We start from the raw sequence: 16,412 nt of genomic DNA on the forward strand, positions 1-16,412 counted from the left end.
GAAGCGGATAAGAGAGGTTAACTGTCTACAAAGGACTAATTCGTTCAACTATAATATGCTCAAATTCTAGCACACTTTTACAACGAATTCTATTTGAAATCGCTGAATGATGTTTAATCTATGTTTCTTTCGTAAAAACTAGCAAAGAATCCTTCCTATTATGGAAGATTATCGTTAAAATAGTAATAATAACAAAGAAAGTTGGGATGGTATTGTACGGTAAACGCTGGTTCCAAGCATTGGTCGTTTTCATTTTGATTTTTCTATTAATCTTGTTAATTTCCGCCACGGACTTTATTTTTGATCCCGTTTTTAAATATATGGCGGCGGTTGCCTTCCCAATTGTCGGTGCGGGTGTCCTTTTTTATTTAACAAAACCAATCATGCATTTGCTGGAAAAGTATAAGGTACCTCGTGTCTTGGCCATTTTTATTGTTTTCATCCTATTAATCCTTATCGTTTATCTGATTGTTATTTATATTGTACCGATTGCCCAAAAGCAGTTTTCCAATTTAATTGACAATATACCGGAAATGGTTACTGGTATTCAAAATGTAATTACATACTGGCAATCGAATCAGGACATGATCCCTGCAGACATTAACGATACGATTAATCATGTAACATCTAATTTACAGTCATATATTGAAGGAGCAATGTCATTTATCTTTGGCTTTATCAGTCAGGTGATTGGTTTTGTCTTCTCCTTGGTACTGGTGCCTTTCTTTTTATTTTTCATGCTTAAAGATGGTGATAAATTCGTCCCCTTTATGACGCAAATTTTTAACCAGAAAAAAGCAGCGAATATTCGCAGTTTGATGCATAAGATTGATGAAGCGCTAGCGTCCTACATCCAAGGTCAGTTGATTGTCAGCTTCTGTATTGGCGTATTGCTATTCATTGGCTATTTAATTATCGGCTTAAAATATGCATTAACACTTGCACTATTTGGCATGCTGATGTGTGTTATCCCATTTATCGGACCATTTATTTCCGTAGTCCCTGCGATGATTGTTGGCTTTTTCCAAGATCCAATGATGGCTGTCTGGGTTGCAATCGTGATGATAGTCGCACAACAGCTGGAAGGTAATTTCATTTCTCCCAATATTATGGGACGTGCACTCAAACTTCACCCATTAACGATTATTACCTTAATACTTGCCGCAGGGAGTATTGCGGGCTTCTTAGGTATCCTATTCGCTGTACCATTCTATGCAGTGGTCAAAACGATTATTGTCCATTTTTATAAAACCTATCAAAATTCAAAAGAAGATAAGGAAGACGCGTTAATCTAAGAGCAAACAGTACATTGTTTGCTCTATTTTTTTCAGTAAAATTATCAAAATGGACGAACATTTCTGTACCTTTTTCTACCTATTGAATAAAAATTTAGAAAGGAATATTATGATATATGAAACAAAAGACCTACTACTAAATCCAATAAGTGCACAGTGTTCCGTATATATTGTGCGCAATCACACTAGTTCTTTTTTACCACAAACCCTTAGAAAGGAGATAAAAGGGTATCTTAGTTAAATTACTACATAGAAAAGAGAGAGCGCTGTGAATAAAAATATACCGAACAACCAGAAGAGGAAAGTTCGCCAAGGTAGTTTTCTAAACAGAACACTTCGTCGGCAAATTCTAATTCCGTTTCTTATTCTCATTATATTTACTGGTGGTGTTGTGGCGTTTGTAAGTTATGAATTTAGCGTGAAAACAACTTCTGACGAGCTTACCCAAAATGTGGAAAGTCAAATGGAAAGTATGAACGACTCATTTGAACTGTTTTTTTCCAATATGGATAGTAAATTAGACCGGTTTACATCATATGATTTACTAACAAACTATAAACCTGAAAGCAAAGATCAATTACTCCAATATTTACAGGAGACCGGTGATGCCAACTCTACCATTTCAACAATTTATACCGGGATTGAAGCAACCGGAGAAATGATTGATTATCCTGATGGGGATTTGGGCGATGATTATGATCCTAGGGAAAGACCCTGGTATCAAAAGGCCGTTGAAGCCGATGGCAAGACAATTTGGACAGAACCATATACAGATAAAACTACTGGAAAAACGATTGTAAGTACGGCACGGGCTTTTTATAACGAAGATAAACTTGTCGGTGTTATGTCGATCGATGTTTTTGTTGACACGATCCTTGACATGATTAATAACATTGAGATCGGTGAAACCGGCTATGCAGTTGTGTTTGATAAAGCAGGTAAATATATTGCCCATCCAGACAAAGACTACATTGGTTCAGATGAATCCGAAAAAGATTATTATCAAAAGATCGTCAATACTGGTGATAAAGGGATCGTTCACTATCAATTTGAAGGTGAAGATAAAATTATGGGGTTTGTTAAGAACCCAACAACTGGATGGCTCCTTGGTGGTACCGTCTATGAGAATGACATACAAAACCAAGCGCAATCTATTATTATCCCGATTTCAATTGCTCTAGGGATAGCCTTGATTATCGCGATAGGTATCTCCCTTGTTATAACAAGAAAATTAACAACGCCGATTAAGAAACTTCAAACGACAATGAAAGAAGTTGAAAATGGCAATTTGATAGCTGAAATAGACAATACACGAGTAGACGAAATTGGCCAACTATCCGTAAGTTTTCAAAATATGTTAACACAAATGCGTGAAATGATGAAAAAGATTGCTAACATCTCATTCCATGTTTCTGAAGCTTCCCAGACACTCGTAGCAAGTGCAGAAGAAAACACAGCATCTTCAAACGAGGTTGCTACAACAATGGAGCAGATTGCCTCCGGGGCAGCTAATGAATCAGAACTAATGGAACAAAACGAAACAGCAACAGATCGTTTATCTGAAATGATTAGCCAAATCGAAGCGCAAAACAGAAGTGTGCATGAAGAGGCCAAGGCGATGACAAAAATTTCGGAAGAAGGCGCAACAACGGTTGAAGAACTTCGTAAACAGTCAGATCAAACAAGTAAAATGACAGATGAAGTGGTTAACGCCATTCATACGCTTGATGAAAAGTCTACTAATGTCAGCGAAATAGTTAATAAGATTTCGGATATTTCCAATCAGACGAATTTATTAGCATTGAATGCTGCAATAGAAGCTGCACGTGCTGGAGAAAGTGGACGCGGGTTTGCCGTTGTGGCAGATGAAGTGCGGAAACTCGCGGAGCAATCGGAAAGTGCACTTGGGGATATTTCTGAATTGATTACGGAAATGCAAGATGAAACAAAACGAACGGTTACACTAATAAATGAAACAAGCGATGTCATTCAATCACAATCACAATCCGTTAACGATACCGGAGACGCGTTTGCTAGTATTACAGCAACAATTAAAACGAACAACGAAATGATCAGCAAGGTTATAGGTCTAATGGATGACATATCCCAGCAAGAGAAGGTGCTTTCTGAAAACACTAGAAATATTGCCTCCATAAGTCAAGAAACCGCTGCAGGAACAGAGGAAGTATCAGCCTCCATCGAAGAACAAACTGCATCAATGGAGCAATTAAATAATTTGGCTGGTGAATTAGAAGACTATTCTGTTCAAATGCATGAACAAATTGATCAATTCACCATTGATAATACAGAAATAGAAGAAAAATAGAATAATAATACGGGAACCGAGCGACTTTATCTCGGTTCCCTCTATGTTACAACATACATTTATTTTTAAATGGTATACTTTAGTAGGATTACAAATATAACTCTACCCTGGTTAATACATAATGAAGGAGCTTAACCCAAATGAACAACATCGCACTAATTAAGGAAGCAAATGTTTTACGCGATGGAATTGTATCTGTACTACAAGAAAGGCTATCGAATTATACGATAATGACCTACAATTCCATAAACTATTCATTACTTTTTCAAGAGGAACACCTGGCAGATTTACTAATTATTGACATAAACACGGATGTCGATACCGATAAACTAATTGAATATTATTCAGAACACCATAAAAAGGTAATAATCTGGACATCAACATTGGATAATGTTCAACTAGCAGATTTTTTTAAACTAGGGTTAGATGGTTATTTTTACAACGGAATGGAAACAACCGAAATACTTTTTGCAATTGAAACAATAATGGATGGAAAACAATATATTCATACTAAACTTAGCCCAATTCTACTTCATAACTACGTAAGATTAAGCCATAAAAAAATAGAACGACCTATTGGTATCCTTTCAGAGCGCGAATGGGAGGTTCTGGAACAGATCGTTCAAGGAAACAGTAACTGTGACATAGGTGAAAACCTCTTTATTTCTACGACCACCGTAAACAATCACGTAAGATCGATTTTAAAAAAGCTACAAGTAAAGGATAGAACAAGCGCAGCATTATTAGCAGTCACAAACAATTGGTGTGTTTGTGAGTCTTCCAGAACATTCCTCAAAGCAAAATAAGCTTTTAATAAAATAACCACAAAAGGATTATATGCACCTTTTGTGGTCTGTAATTACATGTAGCTTCTGATCGGTTTTGGTTTACCTAAATAAAAGCCCTGTCCAAATGGTACACCCATTGCTTTTGCTGTCAGCAAATCTTCTTTACATTCAAACCCTTCTAAAACGATCGTGATCTCTCCTCCAAAAAGCTGAAGCATCAATTTAATAAACTTTTGCTTTTTCGGTGAAGTAGCTAAATCTCTTGTGAAATACCGGTCAATTTTAGCAATATTAGGTTCCAGTTCTAAAACCGTCTTTAAACTGGATTCCCCCTTTCCAATGTCATCAATCGCAATGACAAATCCTTGTCTTTTCAATTCCATTATCGCCCGATTAAGGACAGCCAAATCCGGCATCTTTTCTGCTTCATTTATTTCAAATACAATTGAATCTGGTGAAATATTAACCTCTGATTTTAGCTGTTGTAACTGGTAATGAAAGTCTGGTGAAATTAATGTAGAAGGAAATATATTGATAAACAAGTGTAATCCTTCTAGATGTGCTGCCTCTTTGTTAAACGTTGTAAGTGCCTTATGTATAGATTTCATATCTAAATCGAATAATTGATCTTGTTCTTTTGCGTAGTTAAATAGAAATTCCGGATTAGGGAATTGCTCTGAGCGCAATAATACCTCATACCCATAAACCTTAGCATCAGACAAATCCATAATAGGCTGAATGACATGATAAAAATCTGTCTCCTTTTCAGGTAAAGCCAAATTTGTGCTCCCCATCTTAACAGTCTCCTTCTTTTGTTGTTATAGCTTCTTTAACATACTTGACCAATATTCAAATCGTTCATATGTATTACTGTTCCGTTTCGTTGTTATTTTAGGCCGCGGTTACAATAGTGAGCATTCCCTTATCATCATCATCGAATGTAATACTGACAGCTCACTCAACAGTGAGCTGTCAGTATTAGCCTATCCAATTAAATCTTAAATTGACGGACTAAACCGTTTAATTCTTCCGCTAACTTGGCAAGCTGTTCAGAGCTTCCTGAGACTTCTTCCATTGAACTACTTGTTTGTTGCGATGAAGCAGAAGTTTGTTCGACACCTGCAGCTGATTCCTCTGAAATCGATGCTATTTCCTCAATCGAACTATTCATCTTTTGACTGCTTCCGGCTACACTAGATAGGTTATCAGAAATCGCATTTATACCATTTGCCATTTCACCGATCGCTTTGCTTATTTTACTAAACGTTTCACCTGTTGTTTCTATTTGATTTGTTCCTTTTTCAACCTCTTGATAGCCGTTTTGTAAGGAGTCTGTTACTGTACTTGTTTCTGTTTGAATGCTTGTTACAATTCCGGTAATGTCCGTTACAGAATCAGAAACTTGTTCTGCAAGCTTCCTTACTTCATCCGCAACCACCGCAAAGCCCTTTCCTTGCTCCCCAGCTCTAGCCGCTTCAATTGCTGCATTTAGGGCTAGGAGGTTTGTTTGGTCAGCGATATCCTTAATTACAGAAACAAGCTTAGAAATCTCTTGGGACTTGGTATCTAATCCTTGTACTTTTCGTACTGCATCTTGCACGATTTGATCAATTTTGGCCATTTGTTCGTTGGAAGACTGCATTAACTGGCTTCCTTCATTGGTCATTCCTAATACATCATGTGATGATTGTTTAATATGTTCACCTTTCGTGTTAGTTTCTTGTATTTTAGTTGTAAAGGATCCCATAACTGAAGCAAGTTCACTCGCACTATTGGCTTGTGTTTCTGAACCTGATGCTAATTCTTGCATGGTAGTTGCAATTTGTTCAGAACCTGCTTTTACCTCGTTTGCTGATTGAGTTAATTCTTCACTTTGACTGCTGACAGTTTCCGAAACTTTAGATACTTGCTGAATAACGTTTCTAAGATTGGTACTCATCGTATTAACCGATTCAGCAAGACGGCCAATTTCGTCCTTTCCATCATAGTCAATCATTTCTACTGATAGATCTCCATCAGCAATTTTATTACTTACACCCACTACCTTGTTTAAATTACGTGAAACAATGCGGCTGATAAAGAAAACGAGCACCCCACCAATAACGATCGATGCAACCATGGACACAAGTTGTACAATTAGAGTCATGCTTTGACTATCTTCTGTTTGAGTAATTGCTGCATTACGCTCCTCATTAACGGTAGTACGCAACTGCTCCAATAAATCGACTGTTTCTGCCCGCAATTCATTAACTTGAGAGATATAATCAGTTGCTGACCGCATATTCCCGTTACTTACTGCATTCACAATGTTCTCTGTAAATAGATCATTCATTTCTTTATCATTGGCCACAATCTGATCAAACAGTTCCAACTGATCTTCTGATTCCATCCTTTTTCGTATTTCTGCTTCATTTGAATTGAATTCCTTACGACGTTCCTCATACTCGTCAATCAACTTGGAATCTTCCTCTTGAAGGTAACTAACAACTCGGATACTTTTGGAGCGTGTCAATGATCCCATTTGCGTGATCAAGATTTGACTGTCACCCTTACGTTCCATCTCATCAACATTATCACCAATTTCATTAACCAACACCGTACTAACTGCCGTTGATACGCCAAATAAGATAAATACCAATGTTAATATCGATCCATATTTCTTACCAATATTAAGGTTCTTAAATTTCAGCTTCTTGAACATATCTATTTGCTCCTTTTGAAAAAATCCCCGTAAAATTCATCAGGCTAATACTTTTTCTACTGCTTCCTGAATTCTATCTTGCGTAAATGGTTTAACAATAAAATCTTTTGCTCCTGCCTGAATAGCCTCAACAACCATACCCTGTTGCCCCATTGCTGAGCACATAATAACCTTGACATTAGAATTTAATTTTTTTATTTCTTTCACCGACTCAACACCATTCATCTCAGGCATCGTAATATCCATTGTAATTAAATCTGGTTCCAAGTCTTGAAATTTTTCAATTGCATCTTTGCCATTTTCAGCCTCACCAACAACTTCATGGCCAAGCTTTGTTAATATATCTTTTAATTGCATTCGCATAAAGGCAGCATCATCTGTTATTAATACTCTCGCCATGGCTTATTGCCTCCTATGTATTATTCTTCTATTACCTGTTGGACTTCTTTAATTTCATCTATATTTAATACTCGCTCTAAGTCTAGTAATAGCAAGAGTTCGCTATCAAGCTTGGCTACACCATGTAAATATGCTTCCTTTACACCACCGATGAGCTTCGGTGCAGCTTCTATTGCCTGTGGATCAATATCGATCACATCTGTTGCAGCGTCAACAATTAACCCGACCTTTACGGTATCAATACTTACGATCAGAATCTTAGGTTCATCCACCTTACGATTCGTATCTTCCAGTTGTAACCGTTCCTTCAAGTCGATAATAGGTATTATTTCTCCATGTAAATTGATAATCCCTTTAATGAAATCAGACGTCTTTGGTACTTCTGTAACATGTTGCAGTCGTTCGATTGACACAACCTGTTGAATATTAGCGCAATACCGCTGCTCCCTTAACCGAAAGACAATAACCTTTAACGAATCTTCCATCTTAACGCTCCTCCCACCTATTTTATTAGTGCATTCGGATCAATAATTAATGCTACTCGTCCATCTCCTAAAATCGTTGCCCCCGAAATGGCATAAACATTTTGTAAGTAGTTTCCTAGTGATTTTAAAACGATTTCCTTCTGACCAATCATGGAATCTACTAATAGACCCGTCAACTTATCTCCTTTTTTGACAACGACAACAGCATTTTGTTGCTCATCCATACTCTCGTGATCAGCTGGAACATGGAATATTCTCGTTAAGGAAACAAGCGGGATCACTTCCCCTCTGAAATCCATAACCTGCTGACCGTGTGCATACATTACCTGACCATCCTGCAATATTACAGTTTCAATAATCGAAGAAAGTGGGATAGCATATGTTTCACTTTGAACATTAACGAGTAAAGTCGACAAAATAGACAGGGTCAGTGGTAACTGAATGGAAAATTTACTCCCTTTGTCTTTTTCTGACTGAATGGAAATTGTCCCGCCCAATGATTCTATCTTATTTTTAACAACATCCAGCCCAACACCACGACCAGAAATGTCAGAGATTTCATCTGCTGTACTAAAACCAGAAGACATAATAAACCGGTAAGCCTCTTCATCTGTCAGTGCTTTTGCCTGTTCAGCAGTAACTAGCCCATTGTCAATTGCTTTCGCTAATACTTTTTCACGATTAATCCCTGCCCCATCATCCTCTATTTCAATGAACACATGATTACCGCTTTGAAATGCGCGTAAAACCAGTTTACCTTCTTCTTTTTTACCAACCTTTTGTCGATCTTGCGGTGTTTCAACCCCATGATCAATTGAATTACGAATCAAATGAACCAAGGGATCTCCTATTTCATCGATCACCGTTCGATCGAGTTCGGTTTCTGCTCCAATAATCTCCAGGTTAACCTTTTTATCCAAATCTTTAGCAAGCCCTCTAACCATCCTGGGAAAACGATTAAACACTTGTTCAACGGGAACCATTCTCATGGTTAAGATCAAGTTTTGCATGTCCTCAGAGACTCTTGACATGTGCTCAACTGTGTCCTGTAGATCGTTGTGGTCTATCTTCGTAGAGATGTCTTCCAATCTACCACGATCAATTACTACTTCTTCAAACAAATTCATCAGATCATCGATTCTGTCAATATTTACACGAATTGTCTTTTGACCTGGTTTGTTATGGGACTTTGCGGATTTAGTTATCTTTTCCTCTTCCTCCTGTTTATTTTCTTTTGGCTTATTAGGAGTCTCTTTACTTTCAGTAGGTAAAAGTGATAACTCCACTCGTTGAATCTCGGAAACTTTGTAAATCATTGCTTGAATTTCTTCTTTTGACATAGTTGAAAGAAGGATAACCGAAACGTCCTGTTCAAATTTCTCTTCCTCTATATCTTCAACTGGGGGGATTGATTTAATCACTTCACCACTATTTTCCAAGACATCAAAAACCATATACATACGAGCAGCTTTTAACATACAGTCCTCTGTTAATGAGATGGTTACCTGAAACGCATTAAATCCTTGCTCTTTTGCTTGATCGACAACCGTCATCTGGTATTCATCTAAATCAAAACTGACTTGCTCTGTTACAGCTTGCGTACTAGGGGTAACAGTAGTTTGTCCTTTTTCAAATTGCTCTAATTGACTTATAAGAGTTGACACATCTTTCTTGCCATCCTCTCCTTCACTGATTGCGTCAACCATTTCTTCTAAATACTCTGTCGCCTCAAAAAGAATATCAATTAATTCAGAAGTTACTTCTAGTTGGTTGTTTCTAATTTGATCTAGTACGTTTTCAGTCTGGTGTGTTAAAGAAGCAATATCATCAAATCCCATAGTTGCAGCCATTCCCTTTAATGTATGGGCAGAGCGAAATATTTCACTTACAATAGAAAGATCGTGGGGCTGTTTTTCTAATTCAAGAAGATTATCATTCACGGCCTGCAAATGCTCACGACTTTCATCTAAAAACATAGTTATGTATTGATTGGTATCCAACAGTAGACCTTCTTTCTATTTCATTAATCAAGTAACAAATAAAGATCCATATCCCCAACTTTCTCAAACATCACTGTCACTTTAAGGGCCCTTTTATGTCCTGATAAAGTCATCGTCCCTTCAATAATCGTTGGTGATGTGATATCAGTATGAAGATCCTTTTCGACAATGTTTGTTGACATGCCTCCTGCAATCATGTTCCCTAATTCACCACTAAAAGATGAAAGCATTTCCCCTTCCAGTGGCATTCCGAACATTACTTCACCAATCGCGCCGAAAATACTTGTGTTTCCTGACAAAACCAACTTTCCCTTTACATCGCCAGTAATACCAATTAAGACCCCATATTGAAGATGTAAGTCTTGTTTCAATAAGTTTGGTTGCTTTATCTCATGTGCTAGTGGTACTACATTACGCAATGATGACAGCGTTCCGTTCAGCAGTTCTGTTACAGCTTTAGCGTTTCCTACCATCGTATCAGCCAAAATGACACTCCTTTTTTGGTTTGTGTATATCAATAAAGTGTAAAAAAAGAGCTATTCTAGGTCTTAGAATAGCCAAATAGATTTATTAAAAAATCATAGATTGGTAGCCAGGCGATCGTTGATAGATATTCATCTTTAGACCCTAGACTTTGCGTCCTACTCTTTCGAATAGTTTGCCTTTGCTGTATATGACTTTATTACTAGTTCTAAAGTAATGATAAAATAACTTACGACAAAATTCAACAAATTTCTACATTTGGTAAAAAATTTATTGTTTACCATTATGATCCCCATCATTTAACTCTAAGTCGTGATTTGGCAATATAAGGACTTCTACTCTCCTATTCTTTGCTCTATTCTCATTACTTGTATTGGGGACAATTGGCTGATACTCACCAAACCCCTTTGCACTAAACCGCTCGGGGTCTAGTTTGTCATTTTGCAGTAACAGTTTCATATAATTCACAGCCCGCATGACACTTAATTCCCAATTGGATCCATAGTCACTAGTTCTAATCGGGCGATCATCCGTATGTCCACTTACAACAATCTGGTGTGGTGGATCCGTATATAAAAAGTTTGAGACTTCTTTTGCAATCCGCTTCCCATCAGCATTTACGCTGGAACTGCCAGAATCAAAGGTGACATCATTTACGATCGTAATTAATAACCCATCGTCTGTTAGTTTTGCTCCTAATGATTTAGCGAGGTCATTATTTGTTATGTATGCATTAATTTTATTTCTTAATTTCTCTAATTGCTCTCGTTCTTGTGTTTGTTCCTTCTCATTGCCAGTTTCCTCTTCATCTTCATCCGTTTCAACGGGTGCACCTTCAGAATCAGTCGGTCCGGAACCTTTCTCCATGAACCCATCACCACCAGAAAATTCACTTTTAAAAACCTGTGAAAGCTGTTCATATTTTTGTGCATCGATGTTACTCATGGCAAATAGCACAATAAACAATGCAAATAAAAGTGTTAGTAAATCAGAATAAGGTAATAACCATGACTCATCAACTTTATGCTCTTCACGCTGTTTCTTCCGTCGCATAGTCATCCTCCTGGTTGAGCTTTACCAACTCTTTCTGAGATAGATAAGAACTTAACTTATCTTTTACTACTTGGGCAGATTCGCCATTGGTGATGGACAAAATCCCTTCTATCATGATTTGTTTTAGCTTTACCTCATCTTTAGACTTCTCCCTTAGCTTATTTGCAAAAGGATGCCATAAAACATAACCTGAAAAAATCCCAAACAATGTCGCAACAAATGCAGCCGAAATGGCATGACCTAAAACATCAATATCATTTAAATTACCAAGAGCAGCTATTAAACCTATAACGGCACCTAACACTCCTAATGTTGGTGCATATGTACCGGCTTGGGAAAATACTTGAATGCCTTTTTGATGTCTTTCTTCCATTGCATCAATTTTCTCCAACATTACATCGCGAATAAAATCAGGTGACTTCCCATCAACCACTAATTGTAAGCCTGAAGCTAAAAATGGATCACTAACTTGGTCAATTTCACTTTCTAACGACAATACACCTTCTCTTCTTGTAAGATCCGCCCAATTTGTAAACGTACCTATTATTTCATGAATTGTTTTGCCATGCTTATCCTCAGTAAACAATATCTTAAACAGTGCTGGTACTTGTTTAATTGTACTCATTGGAAAAGCAATACATACAGATGCAGCAGTACCTACAAAAATAATCAATAGTGCGCCTGGATTGACTAATGCTACAGGGCTAACCCCTTTTAACACCATCCCTACTCCTATGGCTATAAAGCCCAATATGAGACCAATAAATGAAGTCTTGTCCACGTCTCCAACCTCCTTAGTTTTTAAGTAAATACCTATACCACCTATACCCTCAATCCATTCGACAAACAGCAAATGGCTATTCTTAAGAAAAGAATAGCCACATCGTTTCATATGAATTCAACCATAATAGTAGATTGTTAAACTCCAAACTTCATGGTGCAGCTCTTAACATAGATGTTCTTGCTGAAGATATAGTAATATAGTTCTTTTGTAATAGTACTATATTACTTGTAATAGTAAACAAAATTACTGCATAAATCAATCATGGTATTCAAAAAAAGTTAGATGATTTTTTTAAACAACCAGATACTTTCTTGCATCATGAAAATCCGCTACAATAGAAGCTAGGAGTGATAAACATGACGAAAAAGGACATTGAAGCTAAGTTAGCAGAATTAAAATCGGATTATGCTCGCATTCAGGGTGATGCAGAGAAATTAACCTCATTTGGTGGAAATACAACTACAGCAGAGAAGAAACTCATCGAATTAGAAGAAGAAATGGCAGAACTAAACCGCAAACTAGATGAGGCAGAATAACAAAACAGTGCAGACCACTTTAATATGGTCTGCACTGTTTTTATTTTCCATTTCCGTTATTCCCATTGTTACGGCGATTTTCTAATTTGGCTTGGATTTTTTTATCCTGTGGTGCAAGACTGACGACGATATCCCCGATTTCAGGTGTTGTTTTCATCTCTTCTGAATAAAAGATAATTTTCCCTGACGGTTTAATGTAATACAACAAGACAGCCGCTTCGTCCCGCTCTGCTTTATATTGTTTATAATTATACTGATCCGTTAAGGTTGTTTGTCTAAATACATAGCCAGCCCGTATATTTTGATTTAAATCTTCAGTTGAAACTTCCTCACCAAACAAAATACGTCCACCGATTTTATCAACAATATCGTTTGTTTCACTATCGATTTGCTTATACGGACTCATTTTATAGACATTCGTTCGACCGTATTCCGGCATAAATGTTGTACAAACAAGTGAATTGTATGAATGATAATCAGTTGCCGCGATTAGATATTCATATGGTGTCGTATCTAAGTGGTACTCCGTTTGCTCTGAAAGCATTTCCCCGTGATAAAAAGGGATTCCCGCTTCTCTAGCTTTCCGGAGTTTCTCCCAGGACGAGTCAACAACAATGACAGGATCTTTCGCCTTTATGAGTGATTTAGCTAATTCGACGGTAAATGTATTACTACCAACAATTATTGTACCAGGTCTTCCTTCCATAGATAGATGAAGTTTTTTAGCCAGCCAACTGATCGAGAATCCATGGGCAACAACAGTGAAAAAGACAAGCCCGAACGTTAATGTGGTAATAATGGCTGCATCTTCATAGCCAGCGTCACCTAAAATTGCTGCAAAATAACTGGATACTGTTAATGCAACAATTCCTCTTGGTGCAATCCAACCAACTAGCAACTTTTCATTAAGCGCCAAGTCTGTGCCAATTGTTGATAAGAAAATCGACAATGGCCGCACTAAGAACATCATTAACAATACATATCCAATGATCCGTGGTTCAAAGATGTGCAGGATCGTGTCCATGTTTAAGGAGGCCGTCAACATAATAAAGATTGCGGAAATCAGCAATATGGACATATTTTCCTTGAAGTGGCGCATGTCTGCAACCGAACTAATTCCCATATTTGCTAGCGTCATCCCCATTGCAGTAACAGCGAGTAGTCCCGTTTCATGTGTGACTTCATCTGCTATGGTAAAGCACATAATGACAACGATAAAAACTGCTGGTGACTTTAAAAACTCTGGAATATTCCCTGTTTCAAACATCCAGCCAATTCCTCGACCACATGCCCAGCCAAGAATTGCTGCAAAAATAGATGCAGCAAAAAAGAGCAGTAGCGATGTACCATCTGGATTACTGGAAGTCAAATAGGAAATAATCTCAAAAGCAAATACCGCAAGCAATGCACCAATGGGATCAACAATAATTCCTTCCCATTTCAAAATTTTTGCTGGTCGTGGTTTTAATTTGGACTGACGTAACAATGGTAAAATCACGGTAGGTCCAGTAACAATAAATAAACCACCGATGACAAAAGCAACTGCCCATGACAATCCTGCTATATAATGTGCAGTTAGTGATCCTAAGATCCAGGCAATAAATGCTCCAATTGTTGAAATACGAAATACGGGGCGACCAAGTCCACGCAATTCTTTAAAATTCAAATTCAAGCTACCCTCAAATAGGATGATAGCTACTGCAACCGTAATAATCGGTTTATATAAAGTTCCAAAGTCCTCCTGGGGATTCATAATGCCGAATATTGGTCCTACAATTAAACCGGCAACAGACATAACAACAATAGCCGGCATACGATAACGCCATGCTAGCCATTGTGAACCAATCCCCAAGAAGCCTATTAACATAATTTCAAATAAAACAGATGGAAACATATCATACCCCCATTTTCCTTTTTTATATAAGGTCATTTTAAATGCGGATAGATATAAAGTAAACAATTTTAATCGCTATTTTTTAGAAAAGATTAGCAAGTTATGCAGAATAATGTCACATAAATGTCGAAATTATTCGATTGATTGCATTGACAGGCGCTTGCACCAGCTGTTAATATTATTTTGCTTCAAACATTTCGAAATATTTTTCAATCAAATTATCTGATAATATTGAAAATAAAGGGTTTACCTTTTGGCTTAACAACCTATTAGACATCATTTCAGGAGGGCTTCATCATCATGAATAAAGATACCGTTATTATCGGGTTTATGCTTTTTGCATTATTCTTTGGTGCTGGTAACTTAATCTATCCACCGACTTTAGGGATCGATTCTGGCACATCTTACTGGGCAGCAATTAGTGGTTTTGTTATTACTGGAGTTGGCTTACCCATTTTAGCTGTTACAGCAATATCATTTGTAAAAAATGATGCGCGTGAATTAGCGGACCGTGTTCATCCATTATTTGGACTTGTTTTTACCTCGGTAGTTTATTTAGCAATTGGTCCATTTTTCGGTATTCCACGTGCTGCAACTGTAGCATATGAGATGAGTGTGGAACCATTCACAACTGGAGCACTTGCACTTTTTATTTTTACGACAATCTTTTTCCTTTTGGTTTATTTAGTAAGTTTAAATCCATCCAAAATGGTCGATCGGATCGGTCAATTTCTAACACCAATATTATTAATTGCGATTGTCGCATTGAGTGTTGGAGGATTCTTACTGTTGGATCATCCACTTGAAGGTCCAATTGATAAATACGCAAGTTCACCGTTTTTCTCAGGTTTTGTCGAAGGATATCTGACAATGGATGCAATTGCTGCATTGGCATTTGGTATTATCGTGGTAAATGCATTTAAGGATCGCGGTGTCACAACCCAAAACGGACTCGTTAAATCGACACTAAAAGCGGGAATGATTACTGGAATCGGGCTCATTGCCGTATATGGATCAATCGGCTGGATCGGCGCAAAGTTAGCGTCAACTGGTAGCTATGACAATGGTGGCGATATATTATCCAGTGCTGCCAATATCATGTTTGGTAGTTTCGGTGCATTACTACTTGGCGTTATTGTTAGCCTTGCCTGCTTCACCACGTCTGTCGGATTAATTGTTGCATGTGGACAGTTTTTTGCCAAAGTAACAAGGCTAAGCTATAAATCAATCATCCTTATCGTTACAATTGCAAGTTATCTAATTGCAAACCAAGGATTAAATACGATTATCAGCTATTCTGTTCCCGTTCTTACTTTTATTTATCCAATCGCAATCGTCCTTATATTGTTGACGTTTATGCAAGGCTTATTTAATGGATCAAAAGCAGTTTACCGTGGTGCAATATTATTAACCGCGATCACGAGTTTATATGATGGATTGATTGCATATGGTTTTGAATTAAACGCGATTACACCACTAATGGAAAAGCTCCCATTTTTCTCTGTTGGATTAGGCTGGGTCGTTCCTGCCATAATCGGCGGATTAATCGGGTTACTTTTTCGAAAACAACCAGAACCAAGTTACACACATTAAGAGCTGACATCATCGTCAGCTCTTTTTTTAAAGCTCTTCCTGTTGCTTTTTATATTTCGTAGTTGATAGAAAATG

The 16,412-nt window shown here is 37.4% G+C and carries 14 protein-coding genes and 1 riboswitch; of the genes, 5 read left to right on the forward strand and 9 right to left on the reverse strand.

The window, feature by feature from the left end; all coding sequences use genetic code 11:
- The first annotated feature begins 206 nt into the window (after positions 1-206).
- The 3 genes from ACW2QC_RS18400 (at position 207) to ACW2QC_RS18410 (ending at position 4,427) form a co-directional block, all read left to right on the forward strand.
- Positions 207-1,295, forward strand: coding sequence for an AI-2E family transporter (locus ACW2QC_RS18400; protein ID WP_457545402.1), 1,089 nt, complete (start codon positions 207-209; stop codon positions 1,293-1,295).
- 268 nt (positions 1,296-1,563) lie between these two features.
- Positions 1,564-3,621, forward strand: a complete 2,058-nt coding sequence (locus tag ACW2QC_RS18405; protein WP_457545403.1) for a methyl-accepting chemotaxis protein — start codon at positions 1,564-1,566, stop codon at positions 3,619-3,621.
- A gap of 140 nt (positions 3,622-3,761) precedes the next feature.
- Positions 3,762-4,427 carry a response regulator transcription factor gene (locus ACW2QC_RS18410; protein ID WP_457545404.1) on the forward strand — a complete coding sequence of 222 codons (666 nt, stop codon included), beginning with the start codon at positions 3,762-3,764 and terminating at the stop codon, positions 4,425-4,427.
- Positions 4,428-4,480: 53 nt separating this feature from the next.
- Here the strand turns inward: ACW2QC_RS18410 and ACW2QC_RS18415 are convergent, their stop codons facing one another.
- The 8 genes from ACW2QC_RS18415 to motA all read right to left on the reverse strand — a co-directional run bounded on the left by ACW2QC_RS18415 (position 4,481) and on the right by motA (position 12,311).
- Positions 4,481-5,203 carry an EAL domain-containing protein gene (locus ACW2QC_RS18415; protein ID WP_457545405.1) on the reverse strand — a complete coding sequence of 241 codons (723 nt, stop codon included), beginning with the start codon at positions 5,201-5,203 and terminating at the stop codon, positions 4,481-4,483.
- A 197-nt stretch (positions 5,204-5,400) separates the two neighbouring features.
- Positions 5,401-7,110, reverse strand: coding sequence for a methyl-accepting chemotaxis protein (locus ACW2QC_RS18420; protein ID WP_457545406.1), 1,710 nt, complete (start codon positions 7,108-7,110; stop codon positions 5,401-5,403).
- A 39-nt stretch (positions 7,111-7,149) separates the two neighbouring features.
- Positions 7,150-7,509 (reverse strand): response regulator, encoded by a 360-nt coding sequence (locus ACW2QC_RS18425; RefSeq protein WP_457545407.1) that lies wholly within the window; start codon positions 7,507-7,509, stop codon positions 7,150-7,152.
- A gap of 20 nt (positions 7,510-7,529) precedes the next feature.
- Positions 7,530-7,994 (reverse strand): chemotaxis protein CheW, encoded by a 465-nt coding sequence (locus tag ACW2QC_RS18430; RefSeq protein WP_457545408.1) that lies wholly within the window; start codon positions 7,992-7,994, stop codon positions 7,530-7,532.
- 17 nt (positions 7,995-8,011) lie between these two features.
- Positions 8,012-9,994: a chemotaxis protein CheW gene (locus ACW2QC_RS18435; RefSeq protein ID WP_457545409.1), complete on the reverse strand. Its 1,983-nt coding sequence runs from the start codon at positions 9,992-9,994 to the stop codon at positions 8,012-8,014.
- A gap of 23 nt (positions 9,995-10,017) precedes the next feature.
- Positions 10,018-10,479, reverse strand: coding sequence for a chemotaxis protein CheX (locus ACW2QC_RS18440; protein WP_457545410.1), 462 nt, complete (start codon positions 10,477-10,479; stop codon positions 10,018-10,020).
- 99 nt (positions 10,480-10,578) lie between these two features.
- A riboswitch (cyclic di-GMP riboswitch) is annotated at positions 10,579-10,667 on the reverse strand.
- Between the two features lie 80 nt (positions 10,668-10,747).
- Complete coding sequence (gene motB / locus ACW2QC_RS18445; protein WP_457545411.1) at positions 10,748-11,536, reverse strand: flagellar motor protein MotB; 789 nt, start codon at positions 11,534-11,536, stop codon at positions 10,748-10,750.
- Positions 11,508-12,311 carry a flagellar motor stator protein MotA gene (motA, locus tag ACW2QC_RS18450; protein ID WP_457545412.1) on the reverse strand — a complete coding sequence of 268 codons (804 nt, stop codon included), beginning with the start codon at positions 12,309-12,311 and terminating at the stop codon, positions 11,508-11,510. The genes motB and motA overlap by 29 nt, the downstream gene beginning before the upstream one ends.
- Before the next feature lie 359 nt (positions 12,312-12,670).
- Here motA and ACW2QC_RS18455 point away from each other — a divergent pair, with 359 nt between their 5' ends.
- A complete protein-coding gene (locus ACW2QC_RS18455; RefSeq protein WP_457545413.1) occupies positions 12,671-12,850 on the forward strand; it encodes an SE1832 family protein in 180 nt (59 codons plus the stop codon).
- A gap of 40 nt (positions 12,851-12,890) precedes the next feature.
- Here ACW2QC_RS18455 and ACW2QC_RS18460 read toward each other — a convergent pair whose 3' ends face one another.
- A complete protein-coding gene (locus tag ACW2QC_RS18460; RefSeq protein ID WP_457545414.1) occupies positions 12,891-14,744 on the reverse strand; it encodes a cation:proton antiporter in 1,854 nt (617 codons plus the stop codon).
- Positions 14,745-15,044: 300 nt separating this feature from the next.
- Between ACW2QC_RS18460 and brnQ the strand changes: the two genes are divergently transcribed.
- The gene (gene brnQ, locus ACW2QC_RS18465) at positions 15,045-16,337 is read left to right on the forward strand and encodes a branched-chain amino acid transport system II carrier protein (protein WP_457545415.1); all 1,293 of its coding nucleotides are present in this window, start codon (positions 15,045-15,047) and stop codon (positions 16,335-16,337) included.
- Positions 16,338-16,412: the final 75 nt, after the last annotated feature.

Source organism: Virgibacillus sp. FSP13 (genome assembly GCF_054048505.1).

Bases quoted from the DNA above. Each gene is read 5' to 3' on its own strand.
- ACW2QC_RS18415 (WP_457545405.1), bottom strand. From the start codon at position 5,203: ATGGGGAGCACAAATTTGGCTTTACCTGAAAAGGAGACAGATTTTTAT.
- ACW2QC_RS18400 (WP_457545402.1), top strand. From the start codon at position 207: ATGGTATTGTACGGTAAACGCTGGTTCCAAGCATTGGTCGTTTTCATT.
- ACW2QC_RS18425 (WP_457545407.1), bottom strand. From the start codon at position 7,509: ATGGCGAGAGTATTAATAACAGATGATGCTGCCTTTATGCGAATGCAA.
- brnQ (WP_457545415.1), top strand. From the start codon at position 15,045: ATGAATAAAGATACCGTTATTATCGGGTTTATGCTTTTTGCATTATTC.
- ACW2QC_RS18460 (WP_457545414.1), bottom strand. From the start codon at position 14,744: ATGTTTCCATCTGTTTTATTTGAAATTATGTTAATAGGCTTCTTGGGG.
- ACW2QC_RS18410 (WP_457545404.1), top strand. From the start codon at position 3,762: ATGAACAACATCGCACTAATTAAGGAAGCAAATGTTTTACGCGATGGA.
- ACW2QC_RS18455 (WP_457545413.1), top strand. From the start codon at position 12,671: ATGACGAAAAAGGACATTGAAGCTAAGTTAGCAGAATTAAAATCGGAT.
- ACW2QC_RS18420 (WP_457545406.1), bottom strand. From the start codon at position 7,110: ATGTTCAAGAAGCTGAAATTTAAGAACCTTAATATTGGTAAGAAATAT.
- motB (WP_457545411.1), bottom strand. From the start codon at position 11,536: ATGACTATGCGACGGAAGAAACAGCGTGAAGAGCATAAAGTTGATGAG.
- ACW2QC_RS18430 (WP_457545408.1), bottom strand. From the start codon at position 7,994: ATGGAAGATTCGTTAAAGGTTATTGTCTTTCGGTTAAGGGAGCAGCGG.